General features: G+C 36.3%; 20 protein-coding genes. 9 read left to right on the top strand and 11 right to left on the bottom strand.

Going from position 1 to position 19,274, the window contains the following annotated elements:
• Positions 1 to 62 precede the first annotated feature (62 nt).
• The 4 genes from V5M36_RS01805 (at position 63) to bfr (ending at position 3,685) form a co-directional block, all read left to right on the top strand.
• Positions 63 to 2,168, top strand: coding sequence for a RelA/SpoT family protein (locus V5M36_RS01805; protein ID WP_338561397.1), 2,106 nt, complete (start codon positions 63 to 65; stop codon positions 2,166 to 2,168).
• Positions 2,169 to 2,240: 72 nt separating this feature from the next.
• A complete protein-coding gene (locus V5M36_RS01800; protein WP_338561395.1) occupies positions 2,241 to 2,624 on the top strand; it encodes a RidA family protein in 384 nt (127 codons plus the stop codon).
• Positions 2,625 to 2,784: 160 nt separating this feature from the next.
• Positions 2,785 to 2,979 (top strand): bacterioferritin-associated ferredoxin, encoded by a 195-nt coding sequence (locus V5M36_RS01795; RefSeq protein ID WP_338561392.1) that lies wholly within the window; start codon positions 2,785 to 2,787, stop codon positions 2,977 to 2,979.
• A gap of 241 nt (positions 2,980 to 3,220) precedes the next feature.
• Positions 3,221 to 3,685 (top strand): heteropolymeric bacterioferritin subunit Bfr, encoded by a 465-nt coding sequence (bfr, locus tag V5M36_RS01790; RefSeq protein WP_338563979.1) that lies wholly within the window; start codon positions 3,221 to 3,223, stop codon positions 3,683 to 3,685.
• 104 nt (positions 3,686 to 3,789) lie between these two features.
• Here the strand turns inward: bfr and V5M36_RS01785 are convergent, their stop codons facing one another.
• From V5M36_RS01785 to V5M36_RS01775, 3 genes are all read right to left on the bottom strand, one after another.
• Positions 3,790 to 5,415, bottom strand: a complete 1,626-nt coding sequence (locus V5M36_RS01785) for an O-antigen ligase family protein (RefSeq protein ID WP_338561390.1) — start codon at positions 5,413 to 5,415, stop codon at positions 3,790 to 3,792.
• A gap of 62 nt (positions 5,416 to 5,477) precedes the next feature.
• The gene (locus V5M36_RS01780; protein WP_338561388.1) at positions 5,478 to 7,121 is read right to left on the bottom strand and encodes a PglL family O-oligosaccharyltransferase; all 1,644 of its coding nucleotides are present in this window, start codon (positions 7,119 to 7,121) and stop codon (positions 5,478 to 5,480) included.
• A gap of 48 nt (positions 7,122 to 7,169) precedes the next feature.
• A complete protein-coding gene (locus V5M36_RS01775; protein ID WP_338561386.1) occupies positions 7,170 to 7,580 on the bottom strand; it encodes a pilin in 411 nt (136 codons plus the stop codon).
• An 800-nt stretch (positions 7,581 to 8,380) separates the two neighbouring features.
• On the opposite strand from V5M36_RS01775, the gene V5M36_RS01765 reads away from it, so the two are divergent.
• Positions 8,381 to 8,833, top strand: a complete 453-nt coding sequence (locus tag V5M36_RS01765; protein ID WP_338561384.1) for a pilin — start codon at positions 8,381 to 8,383, stop codon at positions 8,831 to 8,833.
• A 65-nt stretch (positions 8,834 to 8,898) separates the two neighbouring features.
• Here V5M36_RS01765 and V5M36_RS01760 read toward each other — a convergent pair whose 3' ends face one another.
• From V5M36_RS01760 to V5M36_RS01740, 5 genes are all read right to left on the bottom strand, one after another.
• The gene (locus V5M36_RS01760) at positions 8,899 to 9,258 is read right to left on the bottom strand and encodes a hypothetical protein (RefSeq protein ID WP_338561382.1); all 360 of its coding nucleotides are present in this window, start codon (positions 9,256 to 9,258) and stop codon (positions 8,899 to 8,901) included.
• A gap of 3 nt (positions 9,259 to 9,261) precedes the next feature.
• On the bottom strand, positions 9,262 to 11,301 hold the full coding sequence (locus V5M36_RS01755; protein ID WP_338561380.1) for a hypothetical protein: 2,040 nt from the start codon (positions 11,299 to 11,301) through the stop codon (positions 9,262 to 9,264).
• Positions 11,298 to 13,235 carry a hypothetical protein gene (locus V5M36_RS01750; RefSeq protein WP_338561378.1) on the bottom strand — a complete coding sequence of 646 codons (1,938 nt, stop codon included), beginning with the start codon at positions 13,233 to 13,235 and terminating at the stop codon, positions 11,298 to 11,300. The genes V5M36_RS01755 and V5M36_RS01750 overlap by 4 nt, the downstream gene beginning before the upstream one ends.
• A complete protein-coding gene (locus V5M36_RS01745) occupies positions 13,232 to 14,659 on the bottom strand; it encodes a tyrosine-type recombinase/integrase (protein ID WP_338561376.1) in 1,428 nt (475 codons plus the stop codon). Before V5M36_RS01745 ends, V5M36_RS01750 begins: the two co-directional genes overlap by 4 nt.
• 192 nt (positions 14,660 to 14,851) lie before the next feature.
• A complete protein-coding gene (locus V5M36_RS01740) occupies positions 14,852 to 15,043 on the bottom strand; it encodes a hypothetical protein (protein WP_338561373.1) in 192 nt (63 codons plus the stop codon).
• A 117-nt stretch (positions 15,044 to 15,160) separates the two neighbouring features.
• On the opposite strand from V5M36_RS01740, the gene V5M36_RS01735 reads away from it, so the two are divergent.
• A complete protein-coding gene (locus V5M36_RS01735) occupies positions 15,161 to 15,544 on the top strand; it encodes a helix-turn-helix domain-containing protein (RefSeq protein WP_338561371.1) in 384 nt (127 codons plus the stop codon).
• Between the two features lie 15 nt (positions 15,545 to 15,559).
• On the top strand, positions 15,560 to 15,985 hold the full coding sequence (locus V5M36_RS01730; RefSeq protein WP_338561369.1) for a hypothetical protein: 426 nt from the start codon (positions 15,560 to 15,562) through the stop codon (positions 15,983 to 15,985).
• A 69-nt stretch (positions 15,986 to 16,054) separates the two neighbouring features.
• Here V5M36_RS01730 and V5M36_RS01725 read toward each other — a convergent pair whose 3' ends face one another.
• Positions 16,055 to 16,264 carry a helix-turn-helix domain-containing protein gene (locus V5M36_RS01725; protein ID WP_338561368.1) on the bottom strand — a complete coding sequence of 70 codons (210 nt, stop codon included), beginning with the start codon at positions 16,262 to 16,264 and terminating at the stop codon, positions 16,055 to 16,057.
• A gap of 159 nt (positions 16,265 to 16,423) precedes the next feature.
• On the opposite strand from V5M36_RS01725, the gene V5M36_RS01720 reads away from it, so the two are divergent.
• The gene (locus V5M36_RS01720; protein ID WP_111884149.1) at positions 16,424 to 16,690 is read left to right on the top strand and encodes a hypothetical protein; all 267 of its coding nucleotides are present in this window, start codon (positions 16,424 to 16,426) and stop codon (positions 16,688 to 16,690) included.
• 104 nt (positions 16,691 to 16,794) lie between these two features.
• Positions 16,795 to 17,415 carry an HAD family hydrolase gene (locus V5M36_RS01715; protein ID WP_338561363.1) on the top strand — a complete coding sequence of 207 codons (621 nt, stop codon included), beginning with the start codon at positions 16,795 to 16,797 and terminating at the stop codon, positions 17,413 to 17,415.
• A 32-nt stretch (positions 17,416 to 17,447) separates the two neighbouring features.
• On the opposite strand, the gene V5M36_RS01710 is transcribed toward V5M36_RS01715, so the two are convergent.
• Together V5M36_RS01710 and V5M36_RS01705 are read right to left on the bottom strand one after the other, a co-directional pair.
• Positions 17,448 to 18,233, bottom strand: coding sequence for a hypothetical protein (locus tag V5M36_RS01710; RefSeq protein ID WP_338561361.1), 786 nt, complete (start codon positions 18,231 to 18,233; stop codon positions 17,448 to 17,450).
• A 250-nt stretch (positions 18,234 to 18,483) separates the two neighbouring features.
• Complete coding sequence (locus tag V5M36_RS01705; RefSeq protein ID WP_338561359.1) at positions 18,484 to 19,020, bottom strand: hypothetical protein; 537 nt, start codon at positions 19,018 to 19,020, stop codon at positions 18,484 to 18,486.
• Positions 19,021 to 19,274 lie beyond the last annotated feature (254 nt).

Here is a 19,274-nt window from a genome sequence, read left to right as displayed (position 1 = left end):
CAATATGCTTTACTTTGAAAGCAATACAACTTTTACTCTCCTGTGATACAAAAAGGTGCACTATGCCAGGCCCATTGGTCAGCCAAGCGAAGCAGCAATTGCAAATCATCATCGATGCTTATTTATCTGAAAAAGATGTCGAGCGTGTTCTTGTTGCCTGCGATTATGCTGACATTGCGCATGATGGCATTACCCGCAAGAGTGGTGAACCCTATATTCTGCATCCGATAGCCGTCAGCTGTATTTTGGCGCACATGCGTTTAGATGCTGAAACCTTAATGGCTGCACTTCTACATGATGTGATTGAAGACACCGACTTTAATAAAGATGATATCAGTTCAAAATTTGGCAAAACTGTTTCAGAGCTTGTCGATGGCGTAACCAAACTTAGCCATTCAAGTGATAAGGAATACAATAAAGCTGCTTCTTTTCGTAAAATTCTGCAAGCGACCTTACAAGATCCACGTGTCATTATTATTAAACTGGCAGACCGCTATCATAATATGACGACACTTGAAGCTTTGCGCCCAGATAAACGTGCACGTATCGCGCAAGAAACCTATGATATTTTTGTCCCGATGGCTCGCTTAGTCGGCATGAATGAAATGGCAGATAACTTAGAGCATCTGTGTTATCAAAACCTCGATTTAGACATGTTTAATGACATTCAAGAAGCTTTATTAAAAACCAAACCTGAACGTTGTAAATATCAAACTGAATGGGAACAACATCTCAGCGATTTTCTCAGCGACTCCAATATTCCAGGTCGAATTAAAAAGAAAAATAACAACATTGAACTGTTACGACATTTTATAAAAAATGAAATTGACCTACAAGAACTCTCTCATAGCCATGCTTTTGAAATTATTTTACAAAGTATTGCTGATTGCGACCGTCTTGTTGAAGGCTTAAAAGATAATTTCCAAGTGCTAAGCTATCAAGATCACATTCGCTCTCCACTTCCTGGAGGCAATCAATCTCTAATGTTACGCCTCAAAGGCGAAAAAACGACGCTGTCACTCACCATTCAAACTGAGTTAATGCGCAAAGCTGCGCGCTTTGGTGTGGTTCTTGGTGAAAATGCACCTCAAGCCTGCCGTTCAGCCATCCAAGCCTCAATGCAAAATTTGAATACGCTGGTAGGAGGAGATTGTGCAAAAACCACCTTCAGCGATCTCCTAGATTATTTACATCAAGATAAAATCTGGGTGTATACGCCGCAGGGTCATTTGCATGAGCTTCCAAAAGGGGCAACTGCAGTTGATTTTGCCTATTCAGCAAGTTTATTTTTAGGCAACCATGCTGTTGGTGCAAAAATAGATGGTGAAACAAAACCACTATCAACACCTCTTTCTAGTGGTCAAGTAATCGAAGTCATTACCGATGTCTTAGCATCACCTAACCCAGATTGGCTCAGTTTCATTAATACGCAGAAAGCGCGTCGTTCGATTCAAAATATTTTAAAAGACCAAGATCCCGATGAACAACGTTTAGTGGGTCAGCAGGCTTTAAATCGGGCTTTAAAATTGTTTAATTTGTCAATTCAAGATTTATCCGAAGAAGACTGGATTGAACTTTTACAATGGCGTCATATCCCGAATAAAAACAGTTTATTTGAACAAATCGCAGTCGGTGATTTACTCCCGCAGTTGGTTGCCAATCACTTATTTTCACAAGATCCCTCAAATTCAGAAAATGTCTCAGATCGTCTTATCTTAGGCACAGATGGTGTGGACGTAAAATATGCGCATTGCTGCAATCCTGTGCTCGATGATCCTATCCAGGGCCACTTATCACGTCGTGGCTTAATTGTGCATCGTGCTCGCTGCCATAATCTTTTGCATGAACAACACTTACACCCTGAAAACATCATGCCACTTCATTGGGCAAATGCAGAAGATGATGAAATTAACTTTAATGCTTTCCTTTGCATCGATTTATTATTAAATGATGAACAGATTTCTGAGTTAATCTATATTTGTCGTAAGGCGAAAATCGGGATTGAATCTGTACGTAAGCATGAATCGAAAACCTACTTAAATATTGTGGTTCATGATCGCCAGCAAATCGCACAAATTATTCGTGAACTGCGCATGCAATTTGGATTTCCTCGTATTTCAAGATTGGCAATGCCCTTGCCGACACCAGAAGTTTCAAAAGCAGGTTAACTATTTCTCTTTTTGACTTTCATGAATAGATTTCATCCTTTATGATGATTGAAGATGAAAAAGGAGAAATTGATGTCCCGCCAAGTAATTCATACTGAAAATGCACCTTCTGCAATCGGCACTTACTCACAAGCGATCTTAGTGGGTGATACCCTTTACCTTTCAGGTCAAATCGGATTAGACCCATATAGCATGGAGTTGGTAGAAGGCATTGAAGCTCAGATTCGCCGTGTATTTGATAATTTAAAAGCCGTATGTGAAGCAGCAGGCGGCACTTTGACAGATATCGTGAAACTCAATATATACCTTACAGATCTTTCTAACTTCCAACTCGTCAACCAAATTATGGGTGAATACTTTGCACAACCTTACCCTGCTCGTGCAGCGCTCGGTGTGGCAAGCTTACCCAAAAATGCTTTGGTCGAAATGGATGGTATTGTTGTCATCCCACAATAAACCAATGAATTAAAACATTATTTTAAATACTACCTATCAGGTAGTATTTTTTTATTCAAAAATTCGATGACAATAAATCAACTTTTAAATGAATTTCATTGACAAACGATAATAATTATCAATAATACTAACTATCGTATTTACTTAGTTAGCTTTCAATATGTACGTTTGTTTATGCCGCGGTATTACAGATCAAGATATTAAAGACGCCGTTGAAAATGGCGCTGAGTCTTATCGTGAAGTACGTGAGCTACTTGATTTAGGTACTTGCTGCGGTCGATGTGTACCCGAAGCACGAAGTATCATAAACGAAGAGCTGAGCTCTATCGCTGCGCGAATCTCGTACGCTGCTTAAACCTGTAAGCTGCTTAAATTAGTTATTTGATAAAATAAGAAAACAAAGTAAAACAATATTTCTCCCCCCGCCTCTGACTCAGGCGGGGTTATTTTTTTGAAAATCCTGAAATCACTATCGTGTTTGATTGCGATTTTCATTTGCCGTTCAATAAACTACTCGTCAGCTATGAACAACTTAGGTTAAGATGACTCCATCATCGCCTGTCGAAGGCATACATTATTATTTTGGAGCAGAGACAATGGAAGGCAACCGTGATGTGATTAATCAACTCAATCAGGTTCTTTATCATCATCTTACCGCAATTAATCAATATTTCTTGCACTCACGCATGTTCAATGACTGGGGTATTGAACAGTTGGGCTCTGCTGAATATAAAGAATCCATTCATCAAATGAAACATGCCGATAAAGTGATTGCGCGTATTTTATTTTTAGAAGGATTGCCGAATTTACAGCATTTGGGCAAGCTTTATATTGGTCAACATACAGCTGAAGTTTTAAATTGTGATGTTCGTAAAGTTAAAGAAAACATAGAAGCAATTCAATCTGCGGTCAAACTTGCGGAACAAAAACTTGACTATGTTACCCGAGATCTTCTTCAAGAAATTTTAGAGAAAGAAGAAGAATACTGGGACTGGACCACGACCCAAATTGACTTGATTGAAACTGTTGGTATCGAAAATTATATTCAAAGCCAAATGTAATTTTAAGCTTGAAGTTATATCATTAAGCACAATAAATATCATTTAAACATATTAAAAATCCCCGAAGATCGGGGGTTTTTTACATTCTTTTGAATCATCAATTTCTATTTCAAAAGATCTTCATAATGACTTTTTTCACCATGCAGTGTTTCCAAAATCCACAGCTGATGCTCTGCTTTGGCCTTATAACCATTAAATGCTAATACTTGGGCATATTTATACAAATCATATTTTGAAGCCATATTTGCTACCATAGTATCTAAATATGCGAGTTCTGCTGAATTGAAATGCGTCTTGGGATTTAATTGAATCCACCAGACACGCTCTTCAAACTGGGTGAGCAAAATGATTTCTTTATTCATCACAAGTTGCTGACTTTCTGTTAGCGGTGTCGTTTTCCCCGCAATCACACTTTGCTCTTTATAGAGAAAATAATCTCGTACTGAAACAGCCGAGCCGATGATGATAAAAATGGTAATAACGACAAAAGATTTACCACTCACTTTAACAGCGGGTAATCGTTGATACTGTGACTGAACAATCCCAAGTAAGAAGCCGGCAGGCAATAAGAAATACGCGTAATGCAGCGGAAATTCGAGCATACCATGGATTAAAATCGCACAAACCATGAGCATTGCAACAATCGAAATCGTATCTTTAACGCCTTTATTTAGCCAATACAACCACGCACTAAAATAAACAATCATCAATCCACCAATGATCACACCATTCCAAATAAGCAGATCAAAGACAATATTATGGGCGCTCTTATACCATTCATGTGATGGATGCGCATCAAATGCTGCAATTTGAGCGATACCAGTTTGATTCCAACCATATCCAAACCAAGGCTGCTGCATGAGAGCAACCCACTGCTGTTGCCACATATCCAGTCGTAGATAGCCGGATGATGCTCGCTCAATCACAGAAGCCGTTTCGACCATATTGTGATTTAAAACGAGAGCAACCCATGAGTTTATAGCAGGTAAAAATCCAATGAATAATACGAATACAGCGATCCAACTTAATAGTTTTAGCGTACTAAATCTTGCTGGAGCTCTCCACTGTTTTATCGGTAAATATAACAGGATGAATAAACACACCACCCAAGTTGTGCGTGACTGTGTCAGTGCAATGCTAAACAGTAAAATAATTGAATAGGGAATCAGATATACATTTTTGATGATTCTTTTTTCGTAAAAATATAAGCATGCCAACAATGATATCGTGAGTAATGTCGCTAAATTATTAGGTTGAGCTAAATTTGCGTAAGGTCGATTTCCTTTAAACGTATACATCCACGTCGAGAAATAGGAATTTAAATTTAACCATTGGAAGATCGCAATCCAACTTGAAACCAAACCAACAACGAGAAGTGCAAAACTAAACAATTTAAAGATTTTTTCTCTTTTCTCTGGTGTATCCGATAGGTTAAATCCTACAACCACCATGCACCAAAACATGAGGATATAACCAGTGCACAGTATGGCATTACTGAAATAAATTCCCTGCCCGAAGAGTAGTTGCAGTAAAGGAACAAAAACAATAGGCAAGATTAAAAGCTGTGGTTTTGGAATAGAAATTTTAGTTTTATAAAAACCAAACAATAGGATTGAGGCAGAAATAAAAGTCAGAACTTCTGATCCAAATGTAGGCCATGGGGAGCGATGGAAAGGAAGGAGCCAAGCGAGTATTAAAAAAATAATTGAAAAAAAAATAAATAAGCGCATAAAGAGCATAAATAAATGGGTTAGTACATTATATCCTCAAGCGGTCAAAAAAACTGTATCTCTTAATTCAGTACTGAATTTTCTAAGGGTATATTTACACTTGGTTTTTTGATAAATAAGCTCTCATAACTTAAGTCCTCACCATACATTATTTTCAAAATCTTAAGTTGTCGTTCAGCTTTATCCTTATAACCATTGTGAGCAAGCAAAGTTGCGTACTTTTGTAAATCATAAGAAGTTAAATATGCATTTATATTTCGTTCAGCTAAATCTAAGACCTTTTGATCAACTTTCATATAAGGGTATACAGCAATCCATCGAGCACGATCTTCAAACTTATCAAAGAATATTGAATCGTAAGGTAGAACAAGCTCAGTTTTAAACTCATTCATTTCGTGTGTATTTGCTGCAACCATATTGTCTGTAATTTGGTCATATTCTTTAAAAACTTGATATAACAATCCTAGTCCGATAATTACGACTAAATAGCCCCACTTATTGCTTATTTCAAATGTTTTAACGTTTTGTTCTGTTAAGCAAATACCACACAAGAAGCCAACAGGTAGTAGAAAATAAGCATAATGTAATGGATATTCAAGCATTGCATGTATGAGCACTGCAGATATCATCAATGTCGAACAAACAGTCTCAATAGATTTAGATTTAAAAAAGAAATTTAAATATAAATAAGCAAAATATCCAATTATGGCTAATCCCAATGGTATACCGCACCATATCAAAATATCTAACAGTATATTATGCGCGCTTGAAGCCCACTCTGTGCCAGGGTAATGATCAATGACCGCATATTGTGCCGCTGTTGTCTGTCCCCATCCATAACCAAACCATGGTTTTTCCCAAATAGCATGAATCATTTGATTCCAAATATTAAGACGTAAATGACCTGTAGTAGCCCGCTCAAGCAGTGTACTAGTTTGCGCAATGTTAAAATGTGGTGAAAGTAATTGATTAACATACGGCAGACTTATAACCATGAGCCAAAATAGGCTAAAAATTCCAGCCAATTGCAATTTGGAAATATTCAAACTAGTTTTTTTTGATTTAAATAAAATGAATAAGGGGATAAAAAAAATGACTATCCATGATGTTCGTGATTGAGTAAGTACTATTCCCCATATTAAGAATAATGACACTACTAATAAAAATAATGGCTTAATTTTCTGTTTTTCAAATAAATAGTAGAGTGAAATGAGGCTTAAAAAAAGAAATGTTGCTAAATGATTAGGTTGTGAAAAATTTGCAAAAGGACGAGTACCCACAAGGCTCAATATATAATTTTGATTTTGGGAAAAACCTAACCATTGTGTGTATGCCAACACACTCGATAGCAATCCAGTAATTAACAACGTTACCGAAAAATAGGTCATACTTTGCGAAGAATTACTTTGATTAAATCCTAAAATAATTGCAATAAACAAGGCACAAAGATAAATAATAAAAAAATATAATGGTATTTCAAATATATAAGAATGCAGTAAACAAACTATAATTATTAATATAATCGCTAAAGCAATATTTGGGATAGATATCTTTTTTAGCAATAAAGAAATTGAAAGTATAAAAAATATAAAAGATGTAAAAAAAATATATTCCGAAAAAAAAGAAGATATAGGTTTAACAAATACTGGATTAACAACAGAAATTGTAATCAAAAGTACTGTAATTATAAGTGATGATTTATTCATAATAATCAAAAAGAAGGGTAATAAATTACCCTTCTTTTAATGCAGGAATTAAGAATAAGCTGCTAAACAAGTTTTAGGTTTAAATTCTGTCGCCACATTAGTTGAACAAGTCCAACCGCCAATTGCACCTGAAGTATCAGTAGCATCTGCTCCACGAGTCCATTTAATAACTTTAGTATTAATAGAAGATGTACCAATCAACGTACAAGAAATTGTACTTGCACCAGTGCTTGCCACACTAACAGTAATAGCTGAACAACGACTTGTAGAAGACTGCACACCTAACAGTGGTGCAGATGCAATAGTATCAGAAATACCTTCAGCAAGTTTTGCTTCAGCGTTGGTTTTAGCAGGTGAGATCTCAGCAAGACCAGCAGCAACTTGTGATTTAGCTGTATAGCTTTGATAAGCAGGAATCGCAATCGCAGCTAAAATACCGATAATCGCTACAACAATCATTAATTCAATTCATTCCATAAGTCACTTTATATGCACATGAATTAAACCATTGAATTGTCTTGTTTTACTTCATTTTTCATTTTGTCCATATGGACATCGTTTTAAATAGACAAATTTTTCCAATTTGTCCATATCAGAAAATGGCTTTTACTCAGTGCGATAGGGTGAATTTTTATAAAAGCAGACTGGTCGTGAGATATTTTAAAATTTTGATAAGCTAAAAACAGAATAAAAAAATCCAAACTCATTTATAAGCCAGCTTTTGTAGTTCTTCTCTATGCTGACGAATCACACGTCTTGCATGATGCATCATGCATCATGCATCATAATACGACGAATCGCTTCGTCATCATCAAATTGCATAGGCATAACTTTTATAGCTGGGCGAGGTGTTCGATCATCGATTTTAAAATCTTTTAGTCGTTTAATTTGATAACTCCCCTACATGTATGAAAAATTCAGCATAGAACATTGCTTTTGAATTTTAAACTGCACTCACCAATGCTTAAAATAATTATCGTTAAATCAATAGTTATCTACTTGCTTAGCTGCTGAGCATTTTGCTTTTTCCAGCTATAAATAATTAGCATCATAACATCTCACAAAACAAACAAAGCTGACATTTTTTGTCACTAACTTACATAAAATTACTCAAAATGATTTCACTAATCTTTAAATTCCAACAAGGTATTGATTTTATATGAAATAACTAGATACTATACTTTGGCACACTTCGTGCAAACTATAAATTAGCTTACAAAGCTTATAATTAAATTAACAAAACATTTGTGGAGAATGTTATGAATACAATGCAGAAGGGCTTCACGCTCATCGAGCTTATGATTGTTGTCGCTATTATTGGTATTTTGGCTGCAATTGCGATCCCACAATACAAAAATTATACTGCAAGAGCTCAGGCAGCTGAAGCAATGTCATTATTAGATGGTCTTAAAACACCTGTAGTTGAATCTATTAGTAATGATGGCTTAACAACTGGTTGTAGTACTTCAGGTGGACTAGCTTCTACTACTACTACTGGAAAATATGTCACAAGTATTACACCTACAGCTACAGCTGGCACAGCTCCACTTGTAGGTACATGTGCTTTAGAGGCTGAGTTTAAGGCCGCTTCAGCAGGTATTAACGATATGATTGCAGGCAAAAAGGTGACTTTAACTTATACAGTTGATACAGGTGCTTGGGCTTGTACATCTGACTTACCAGCAGGCGTTGAGCCAAAAACATGTTCATAATTATTTGAATAAACTTATATTTTGAAAGAAAAATACCACTAAACCAAAGTTTAGTGGTATTTATTTTAAAGGTTCTCAACTTTTTGTCTTAACTCAAAATTTTCCAACAATAGTGAATTAAACTTTTCGAGCAGTTTTTCATAATCTTCCTGCAACTGATCATAATCACTTTTCACCGCTTTGGTCTTAGTTTTAGCCTTTACAACCTGTTGTGCCGGTGAAAGAACATTTTGCCGAACTTGCTGTGCTGCTTGCTCAATAGCTTCAATTAATACAGCATGACGACTCTTCTTAATTGAACCTCGCTTACGCCCTGCTTCAAGTGCGACGGTATCATTATTAATCGCAAAGCCTTTGGCTAAGACGTTCGGCTTATTCGCTTTTAAACGCTCTAGAGCAGCGTAATAATCATTAAGTACACTCATATTTTACACCTCAATATTAATCGTTTTAATTTTTTGAATCATTTTGTTTAAAGCCAAAATATCACTGTCCATTTGCTCGTATAGCAGACTGTTCTGTACTTGCATATCTCGCTGCCGTTGTAGTCGCTGAACCGCTTTTTGTATTTTTTCAGCACTTGTTGCATCAAACACAGCATGGGCACAACTCAAACAGCTCGTAATAGCCGTAAAAGAAATTTTTTCGCAAGAATCAGGGTTGGTACATGCGCCAAACAAGCTAGGCTTATAGGCAATTTCACCCTTTTTCATACGCTTAATGGTTTCATCACGGTTTGGAAATACTGTGAGTAATTGCTCGCGGTCTTTTTGTAGCTGCAAATAGGTTCCTGCCCCACCAAGTAAACGGCCAGCACTATTAATTACACCCTCTTCAAATTGCGCATAAGAATGTACCAAGCGCTGATATTCCAGTTCTTGAATAAACTCTTTTTGACTGTCACTCACTAAAATATTTGGTGCAAATACCGCATTATTACGGTAATACAACGTCATAGACTCTGTTAGATGCTTAAATTGGACTGACAAAGCGCCAAGTCCGATCATGCCTGAACGAGCGCCATAAACTGCAAGCGAACGTCTAAATTGATGGGTACAGATATTCCAGTACTCACCAACTTGGCAGTCTTTTTCTTCTCGCCAATTGCGAAAACCATCAAAAGCTTCAAGCTCGGCGATATCACTTTCTGTGATTTTCACCCCCTCTCCAAGCAAGACAGAAATACGGCTTAAATACTGATTAAAATTAGACTGTGTTCGAGTCGGGGCACCTGAAAAATTGGAAATAAAATCCTTTTTATTTTGCTTATTCCGATTTTGCAAATAACGCGTTGGAAATAATGGGTATTCAGCAGGATTAGACATATCATAATGTGAGTTGAGCAGAGCGTAGATTTCACCAATGCTTTGTGCTGCATGTACGCCTACTTGAATATCTTCAAACGTAATCCAATACGTAGACTTGTTGCCACCCCCGTGTAATTTTGATGTATAGCCCATAATGACATGCACAAGATGCTCATTACTTTGAATAGTTTGATAGCAATCAGAAGACAGCTGATTCACTTCATTATCACGCATCCCTGTAAACAGATGAATCCACAACTTGCCCATACCTTGAATCAGCGTCATATAACGGGTGAGGTTGGCATGTTTTTGAATCTGGTTATTTTCAAAAAGTTGAGTTAAACCAAGTAAGTCATGAGCATCCACAAAACTCACTGCATTTTTATAGTCTTTAAATTCGCGGGGCATACGCGCAAAAGCTTTATCTTGCTGAATACGTTGAAACCATTGCAGCAAAGCAGGTGCATTTTGATTAAACTCGTTCAATTTATCCGCTAAAGTATTAATTAAGGCAATATAAAGCCGTGAAGGAACGACTTTGGTTTGTGGACCTACTTTGCCTGACTGCAACCTGAGTTGAGCAGCCAACTTTGCTAAATGCTCAATCGGTTGATATGTACTAAATGCAGGAATGAGCAATGAGTGTTGTTGTTGAATAGAAAAACAATCCGTTAAAAATGCTTTGATTTGGAGTGCTTTTTGATAGCTCACGTTTATATAAGCATCATTCACTTTTGACATATAAGCAACATCGCTAAACAGCTGCTGCAATGTACAGCCATTGCGGTATGCGATAGCAGCAAACTGGCGCAAAACCGTATGCCGCTGCTCAATACTTTTAATAATCGACTTGCCAGATTTTATATAAAGCAAAGCAAAACTGATTTTTTTCATTTCTGTCCGAATTTGGCAGAAGAGAAAGTCATCTTCACGGGAGTTCTCAAGCCAACTATCAAAATTCAAGCGACAGTGACACTTTGGTAAATATGGAGAAAGATCCCAGACATTATCTGCATAGACAGACAATGTTTCACCACTCTTCATTCGCGATAATACAAAAGTACTTGGAACATGCAGCTGATTATTCTGTAGATTGTACTCATCAGGTAAGAACTGCTCAGCAACACCAAGAGCGTATAAATATGAATTAAATGAACTCATTCGACCCACCCCAAATCAATTAGCAATTCAAAATGATTCAGCCAATAGGCATCTAAATCACCACTTTCAACTTCTTCTTGAATCGAAAAAATACGATCACGTAAATTTTCATAAGTATTTGATAACTCTTTTATCACTTCATCGATGCGATGTAGTACAACCCCAAACTGTTGTTCCCAATTGATTAAATCCGTGGCTTTTTGCTTAACGTAGCCGAGCAGACTTTTCAGTGATAAAAGCTTACGCACATCCTCATCATCAGCGTGGACTGCATAGTGTTGGCAAAATAGACAATGCTCAAATTGCTGGCAGTTTGGAGTTGGGGCTTGTGCAGTAAAACCCATTGCTTTTTCGGGCTGTAGATTTGTTGTCGTACAAGCCCCGACAGGTAAGGTCTGAACATCAACAGGCTCATCTAACGTTTGCACAGCAATACGTTCAACAGTTCGAGTTTGTGCTACTGCGACTTCTCGCAGCTCATTAAAAAACTGTGAAATTTGCTGGGCTGCATCTTTGAATGAAGTACGTGCATAATTAGTTCTTGCAGTATCGAGTGAGTGACCCATTACCTCAGCTTCAAGCAATAGATCACCATCGCTAAACTCAACAGTTTGACTGCTTTTATGCTTACGCCACTGTTGTGGTGTAATCCAGACCATTTGTGGGAAAATACGCTGAAAAAACTTTTTCATTAATTGTAATCTGCTGTAGCTGACAGATCCCAACTGTTGAATTTCGTTGCGTAATGGAAAGATGAAATCACATGCTTCATCTTGAATATACCATTCACGAAGTTCCAAAAGCTTCCTAAACACTGGCTCAAATTTCACCCCAAATTCTGGGTATACTATCTTGCCTCCTGCACGGCTTTTTGTTCCCGAAAACCTTCGCCCCTGGGTACTTGGTAGGATTTCCATCGTATCGAGTTGTAACTGTTGAGCAGTGTCTAAATTTGCCCCAGTTTGTGCGATAAATAACAACATACCAATGCAAAGACCATAGGAGGCAAGTCGTTCTCGCTCGATGTGTCGCTTATTCTCATTACGTTGCTGCAATTTATACAGAGCTTCATTACGATTTTCACGTAAGCGCTTTCGATGCTCACTATCTTCTTCTAATTCAAAATCAGCCAGCATTTTAGAAAAAGCTGGAATAACCGGATATTTGACTAAATAACTCTGTATATCAAACTGGATGTGCTGTTTTTCAGTTTGATGATGAAAACCGGAATAAAAATAAAAGTTCTCTTCATCAACCGATTTAAAATGCGCTGGAAAGCTTTCTTCTTGCACAACGATGCGATGGATTTCAAGAAAGACATTCTGCAAAGTCGCATAAGTTTTCTGATGATCTTCTTCCGCAATGGGTAATATAGGAACATCATAACGCTGCGACTGTACTTGCATTGCTTGACTAACAATATCAATTTCATGACAGTCAAATACATATGCGATTAATTTAGCTGCATTACGCTGATATTGCTTTGCTGTATGTGCAGCTAAACTTTCCTCTTCAGTATCAGCAAGCAAAGTGCGATCAACTAAAGATTTACTGTAACGACGATACGCATCGATCACACTGTCTTGATTTGAAAAATCAAATGTCTTTTTTTGGCTACCTACCCAATCTAAAAAAAGTTTACTGGTGTAATAAAATAGTCCTTTTGACAAATCTGATCCGCCCATTTGCAGCAAATAGTCGGTCAAACATTGTAAAAAATAACGCCTTTTTTCATCAAATGATGCACATAACTGCTGTTCTGACAAAATCTCGCCAGATACTCTTTTACGGTAAAACAGAGTTCCAATGTCAAATGTCTTAAAAGCAAAAGAAGCGGTTTTATCCTTGCAAACGAGAATAAGTCGCTCATGTTCATTAATCTGTTTATTGATATCGGTGATATGGACGAACAATGGGGTACGTGTGAAGCTCATGACAAATCTCCTGCTGAATTGACAGAAGACATCACGTACTTCATTAAACTTGATTCATACTCATGCTGAATTTTATTGCGCCACTGTAAACGAGATTTGTAATTCAAATATTGTAAAGTGGTGCTGATGTTGCGATGCCCCATACGAGCTTGCACATATTCGACAGCTGTCATCACCGAATGCCCTTCGGGCAGGTGTTGTAACTGACTTTCAAGCAGATTCATACCAAAACTGGCACGTAAATCATGAAATTTAAAACTTTGAAATTGCGGATCAATCAAGCGAATTTCAGGTAATAATACGACTTTTAAATAACTACGTACCGCTTCACCTTCATAGCGTTTAAGCCTAGTCCCGAATGAGTCAGAGGCCTTGATCTGCTCGGTCAATTCCTGTTGTTCAGCTTTGCTTGTGTAGAAAGGCGTACCAAGTTTAGTGAGAAATACATAATTTTCATCTGAGTCACCATAGTTTGACTTTGCTCTACGCAAACGCGCTTGCTCACTATTAATGTAAACTTTCAGGTCTTGAGCTAACCAATTCGGAACTAGCAACGTCATTGGCTTTTGAAATTTGGTATCAATGCCTGTACCCGCCCCAACTGGCAGGCGGATAAAACCCTGGCTATCAGGCTCACGACCAATTAAGTTTTTGATTCGTAAAGTACAAATTGTTTGCAGGCGAGCACCAGTGAACAATGCAAGATAGAACATCAACTGATATTCACGTGATGATTTTTGCAGTGCTTTTAATATGATTGTTTGTTCTTCAACGGTCAGTGGACTTAACTCACCACCATCCACAATAGTTTCAGAGTTTTGGGCTTTAGCAGGAACGTGAATTGCAAGGTCATGCGACTTAATTGCCATTTTTCGACGTGCGCCAAACTCATTATCCACAGCAATATATTTATAGACATCTTGAAATGGAAGTCCATAACATTGATGATCAACCAAGTCTTCCATTACAAGAAATCGATAAAAATTCACCACTGCATTAATTCGACCACGTGCAGAACTGGCGGAAATGAGACCTGCATTTGCCTGCTCAATAAGACGAGTACGATATTTAAAAATCGCATTCAACTGTTTTAATTTATGAAATTTCAAAAAGTCCAGCTGCTCATCTTCTAAAAAGCGCTGAAAATCAAGTAATTGGTTAGCAATTGAAGAAAATGTTTTAAAATCATACTGTATTGTTTGTTGTAATTTTTTCAGCAAGTACAGATTAAAAATTTCAGATGGTTGCCCATCTCCCTGGATAATCATGGGGAATTCAAGGTAAGCATCACCATATTTTTCGAATTCTGCATCATTTAAACAACGGGTTGCCTTAACCAACGTCAATAACTGAAATTTTTTAATGGTCACGACTTTAGCTTTAGACTTGTAGCGTGACTGACCATTTTTTAGTTTAGTGCTCATGTGAGCCTCCTGTTTATTAAAAAAAACAGGCAAAAAGCGATCTTGAGGTAGGATTGACAAAAATGCCTCTATCCATCAAAATCGAAGTGTCTGGACGCCAATCAAGACATTCATAAAAGCTCATGTTCCCGCATGGGCTTTTATACTTTTTGCCTAATACAAATAATTATTGTTGAAACCTTAATTCACCACCTATACCTTCCGATACTGTAGTTTCTGACCTATATCCGATAAATCATTCAAATAACCTTGCGTTTTAAGTTCTCTCATGATGAGTAACGATGACTGTGCATCAAGACTTCTTAAATGATCCATACAATACCGTTTATAAGCATCACGAATTTCAGGACTTGGTAATCGAACCATAAATGGTTTTCCTCTCATATCGCTTATCCTTGAGTGTCTGTTTATGACGTTTTTTATGATGTTACAATGTGTTAGTATTACTAACAGAATTAATATTAATCATTTGATTAACATTAATCAATAGGAATTATTCAATTGACTAAATTATTTTTAACTGAAGAGCGAAACCGACTAAATTTAAAGGCTAAAGATGTAGCTGAATTTGTTGGAGTAGCAATTCCCACACAGTCTAATTATGAAAATGGTAAACGTTCCCCAGATGCAACATATCTTGCTAGACTTACAGAACTAGGCTTCGATATTAATTACGTTTTGACTGGAAAAAGAGAGTCTTTAAGTCTGACAACACAAGAAAAAATGTTAATTGAGTTATTTCGACAAGCCTCAGAAACTGTACAAAGGCATATTTTGGCAGGGTTATTAACTCAGAATACAACAGAATCACCTAGAGGCAATGTCGTAACGGTCGGTAATGACAATGCAGGAAATGTTGCAGGAAAAAATATTAATTTAAAATAAATAGTTAGGAGTCTTATGACTAATAATCTTGTTTCTGTCGGTCATTCAAATAAAGGCAATGTGTGTGGCGGTAATTTAACAATTAATAATTCATTGCCATGCAAAAATGGTGATGGAATGCTTTCTTATGAAGACTACCAGAGATTTTCTTATTGTAATAAATGTATCTCATCGTTTCGTGATCACGTATATTTTCGCTATCAAAAACATGCAATCGCAATTTGCTCGGTAATCTGTGTCTTAATAATCAGTGGATTCTATTTCATTAGGGGACGCTTACCAAATTTTATGGGCCTAATATTTCAAGAAAATTTTTTTATTACCTCACTTATTCCTCTTCTATCAACCTTAACGTTATGCTGTGTAATTTTGCTAGCGGGTAGAGCTTACGCTCATGTATTAGCCAAGAAATATATTAATCAAAATTTAAGCTACCACTAACATAAAACGTCATCCACTCTAAGTTACTTATAATTTATTAGTAAATTATAAGTAACTTAGTTTCCCGATTCATAAATCTTCGCTGTATTCAAATAGATCTTGCATATTACAATCAAAATATTTACACAAGGTATCAGCAACCGAAAGTTCAATTCGTATTGCCCGGTCATAGTAAAGACTTGTTAGCGTATTACGATTGATACCAGTCGCTTGAGCTACCTCACTTAACTTTAAAATTTTTCGCTCACCCATCAAATTTGACAACCTACATCTAATCATAACAACCTTTAAATTAAAAAATTAACCTACAGAAGGTTATTTTAACTTGATAAATAACTTTCAAAATGATAATTTAACCTACAGCAGGTTATATTGTTCTATTAAAAACAAATTAGCCGTTCTAAATTTCATTATATAATTTTTTAAAGAAGTTCAGCTATGAATAACTATTTTTCTCCAAAATTCTCTATTTCAGAAGAAGTCCGCTCAACTGCTGTTGCTCTAATCAAAGAGTTTAATATTGACCGTACATTTGATTTAGCTTTATTCTTAAATGTTAATCCTAACTTAAATGACCAAGATGCAACTTTAGCCTGGGTTAATTATTTTGAAAAAAATCAACATGATCTGAGTGACTTCAATCATGTTAGACGCCACTTTATGAAAAATTTTCCTAAAATTATGTTTGCAAACTTCAGTGAATAAAATAATCAAAGGGAGATATCAAATATCTCCCTTAATTTTTTATAACAATGCTCTTATGGTAATCTCAACAAGAAGTAAAACTTAATTTAATTGGTTATAAAAATATGGAATTATCAACAAAAGCAGGTCATATTGGGCCATCAGTCATTACTTTTGACGTATTTGGTACACTTGTAAAAATAGGAGACAGACGTTCCCCATATAGAAAATTAATGAAATGGCTAAAAGAAAATGGGCGACAACCAAAGCCTGATGATGCCAAATTTATTATGTCCCACAATTTAAATTTGGCAGAGCTTGCAAAGCGATTAGCAGTAAATATTCCAGACCAATTTCTGCAAGAACTTGAGCATGATTTAGATGAAGAGTTACGCTCTATTAGATTGTATGAAGATACCTTATCAACTTTGGAAGAATTAAAGAAATTGGGAATTAAATTGGCATTATGCTCAAATTTAGCTATGCCATATGGAAAAATTGTTTCTTCATTATTACCGCCCCTTGATGCTTATGCTTGGAGTTATGAAGTTGCTGCAATTAAACCTGAGTCGAAAATCTATCAGTCACTCATTAACCAACTAGGTTGCCAAGCTTCAGAAGTCCTATTTATTGGGGATACAGCACTTGCAGATTTTACAGGGCCGACTGCATTTGGTATGTCTGCTAGATTGATCAATCATCAAAATGGTCAAACATTGGCAGAAGTTTTAGGCGACATACTTTAACAACTCGTGGACATCCTTTTAATAGTGAATACTCACAGTTCCTCATCTTTCCATTTTTTAAATTCTGCAATTTGTTCATCAAGCTCCAGAATCCATGCTGGTTTTATATGAGGCACATCTGGACGCTCAACACCTTGATAGTCAAAAAACTTATACACCATTGCCGCCAACTTGATAAATGCCTGTTCAAACGTATCTGCCCAAACATCTAAACGATAATCATGATAATGCTCTTGGTATAATTTACCACCATCTTCTACTTTATTTAGATGTGAGCCAGTCTCTAAATAAATCACTAATTTCCCATCATCTTCATCATTATATGCACCGTGATAAATATTTTGGCAATGCCCCCATGTATTCCAGTGCCATGATGGTACATCGCCAGTAACCGTCCAAAAAGCTGGGTGTGTATCAATAAAATGATAGGCTGTTAAAAAGTCCGTTGGATTTGCGAGATATGCTTGCTCATGTTCAAAGGCAGTCTGTAAAGCAGATTGTAAATGCTCAAATTTATTTTGATCGGTATATGAAAATAAACTACTAGAAAAATGCTCAGAGGTTTTAAAAAATAGGCAACCATTTTCTTTATCCTTACCAAAATATTGATAAACCTCTGGAAGAATCTGTAAATCTGTCGGTTTGACATGATGGATCTGGTGTTGTACGTCTTTTAAGCTCTCGTGAATTGCTTCCATACGATCGGGGTAAGTGACGACAAGTTTCTTATCTCGCAGTGATAAAATTGCTGGTTCAGTCATTTGGGGTAACTGTTCTAATAGCCAGTCTGGTAATTGTTTTAATTCAGTCGGTTGCATTTTTATTTATCCTATTTTCTAACAATTTCAACTTATTACATACGTTACACAACATAATTTGTGCAAGTTGAGTATAAGTTAGTCCATAGGAGTATATTGTCACACAATGGCTTCGACAAGCGTCCGACTAAGTTCACACCGAAGTTTCAGCCAACAGTTTCCTGAGCTTATTGAAGGAAAAATATTCCCCGTTTATTTTATACGACTCACTTACCTTTCCATTGAGCCATTATAGATTTTTCATATTGGTTTAGATGTTCAAAAAACTTGAGTTTCCTTTCTTTAGTTTTTCTATATAAGTCTCACATTGAGCAGCTAAACCAAGATAATATTTTAAAGTGCTTTCCACTCTTGCTGTCACATACTCAATACTTTGAATTTCACGCTGCTGAGCAAAGACTTGAATCGCAGGATGTAACTGTTCTAAACAACTCACGTCATTACTGAAATATTTTAACACCTTAGTTTCAGCAAAATAAATTGCAGAAAACAATCGTCCATCTTTAAAAATAATAGCCGATGAAGCATCTAAACTAGATGCAGACCTACCTTCATAATACAAAGCTTCGTCTGTTTTCAATAAATAAGGCGCTGAATAATGTTTAAAATTAGCATGGAATTTTGGGTAATCATGTTTTAACAATGCTTGAAGTTCTGTTTGGATTTTTTGATTCAAAGCAATTTGAGGAATTGATGAAATATCTGAATATTGAATTAAGTCTAATTCTTGTGCATGGCTAAACGAGGAGAGTATCAAAAGAAGGCTGAAGTAATATCTATGCTTCATAGTTGGCTTATTATTTGTGATCTACTTTATGATGTCCATATCGACTAACTTATGGATTGTTCATTTTATATGGACACTTATGGAGTATCAATCAGGGTAAAACCTTTTTGAGCATTCATAACATTTCTCCAATATATTTTTATCGCTTTGAATAAGCACTTATAAGGTCAGCATTTTCACTTTTGATTTTTTGTTCTTAATCAATAGGATTGCCAACGTATTGAAGGTATTTTTGTTTTTATTACCAAAACATA

Source organism: Acinetobacter sp. KS-LM10, from assembly GCF_036896575.1.
GTDB classification, from domain to species: Bacteria; Pseudomonadota; Gammaproteobacteria; order Pseudomonadales; family Moraxellaceae; genus Acinetobacter; species Acinetobacter avistercoris.
This window is presented reverse-complemented; position numbering and strand designations above follow the sequence as displayed.

Coding starts and splice junctions, on each gene's coding strand:
- V5M36_RS01760 (WP_338561382.1), bottom strand. CDS start 9,258: ATGAGTGTACTTAATGATTATTACGCTGCTCTAGAGCGTTTAAAAGCG.
- V5M36_RS01740 (WP_338561373.1), bottom strand. CDS start 15,043: ATGAGAGGAAAACCATTTATGGTTCGATTACCAAGTCCTGAAATTCGT.
- V5M36_RS01755 (WP_338561380.1), bottom strand. CDS start 11,301: ATGAGTTCATTTAATTCATATTTATACGCTCTTGGTGTTGCTGAGCAG.
- V5M36_RS01710 (WP_338561361.1), bottom strand. CDS start 18,233: ATGCAACCGACTGAATTAAAACAATTACCAGACTGGCTATTAGAACAG.
- V5M36_RS01785 (WP_338561390.1), bottom strand. CDS start 5,415: ATGCGCTTATTTATTTTTTTTTCAATTATTTTTTTAATACTCGCTTGG.
- V5M36_RS01715 (WP_338561363.1), top strand. CDS start 16,795: ATGGAATTATCAACAAAAGCAGGTCATATTGGGCCATCAGTCATTACT.
- V5M36_RS01805 (WP_338561397.1), top strand. CDS start 63: ATGCCAGGCCCATTGGTCAGCCAAGCGAAGCAGCAATTGCAAATCATC.
- V5M36_RS01725 (WP_338561368.1), bottom strand. CDS start 16,264: ATGATTAGATGTAGGTTGTCAAATTTGATGGGTGAGCGAAAAATTTTA.
- V5M36_RS01795 (WP_338561392.1), top strand. CDS start 2,785: ATGTACGTTTGTTTATGCCGCGGTATTACAGATCAAGATATTAAAGAC.
- V5M36_RS01800 (WP_338561395.1), top strand. CDS start 2,241: ATGTCCCGCCAAGTAATTCATACTGAAAATGCACCTTCTGCAATCGGC.
- V5M36_RS01780 (WP_338561388.1), bottom strand. CDS start 7,121: ATGAATAAATCATCACTTATAATTACAGTACTTTTGATTACAATTTCT.
- V5M36_RS01775 (WP_338561386.1), bottom strand. CDS start 7,580: ATGATTGTTGTAGCGATTATCGGTATTTTAGCTGCGATTGCGATTCCT.
- V5M36_RS01745 (WP_338561376.1), bottom strand. CDS start 14,659: ATGAGCACTAAACTAAAAAATGGTCAGTCACGCTACAAGTCTAAAGCT.
- bfr (WP_338563979.1), top strand. CDS start 3,221: ATGGAAGGCAACCGTGATGTGATTAATCAACTCAATCAGGTTCTTTAT.
- V5M36_RS01750 (WP_338561378.1), bottom strand. CDS start 13,235: ATGAGCTTCACACGTACCCCATTGTTCGTCCATATCACCGATATCAAT.
- V5M36_RS01705 (WP_338561359.1), bottom strand. CDS start 19,020: ATGAAGCATAGATATTACTTCAGCCTTCTTTTGATACTCTCCTCGTTT.
- V5M36_RS01730 (WP_338561369.1), top strand. CDS start 15,560: ATGACTAATAATCTTGTTTCTGTCGGTCATTCAAATAAAGGCAATGTG.
- V5M36_RS01765 (WP_338561384.1), top strand. CDS start 8,381: ATGAATACAATGCAGAAGGGCTTCACGCTCATCGAGCTTATGATTGTT.
- V5M36_RS01720 (WP_111884149.1), top strand. CDS start 16,424: ATGAATAACTATTTTTCTCCAAAATTCTCTATTTCAGAAGAAGTCCGC.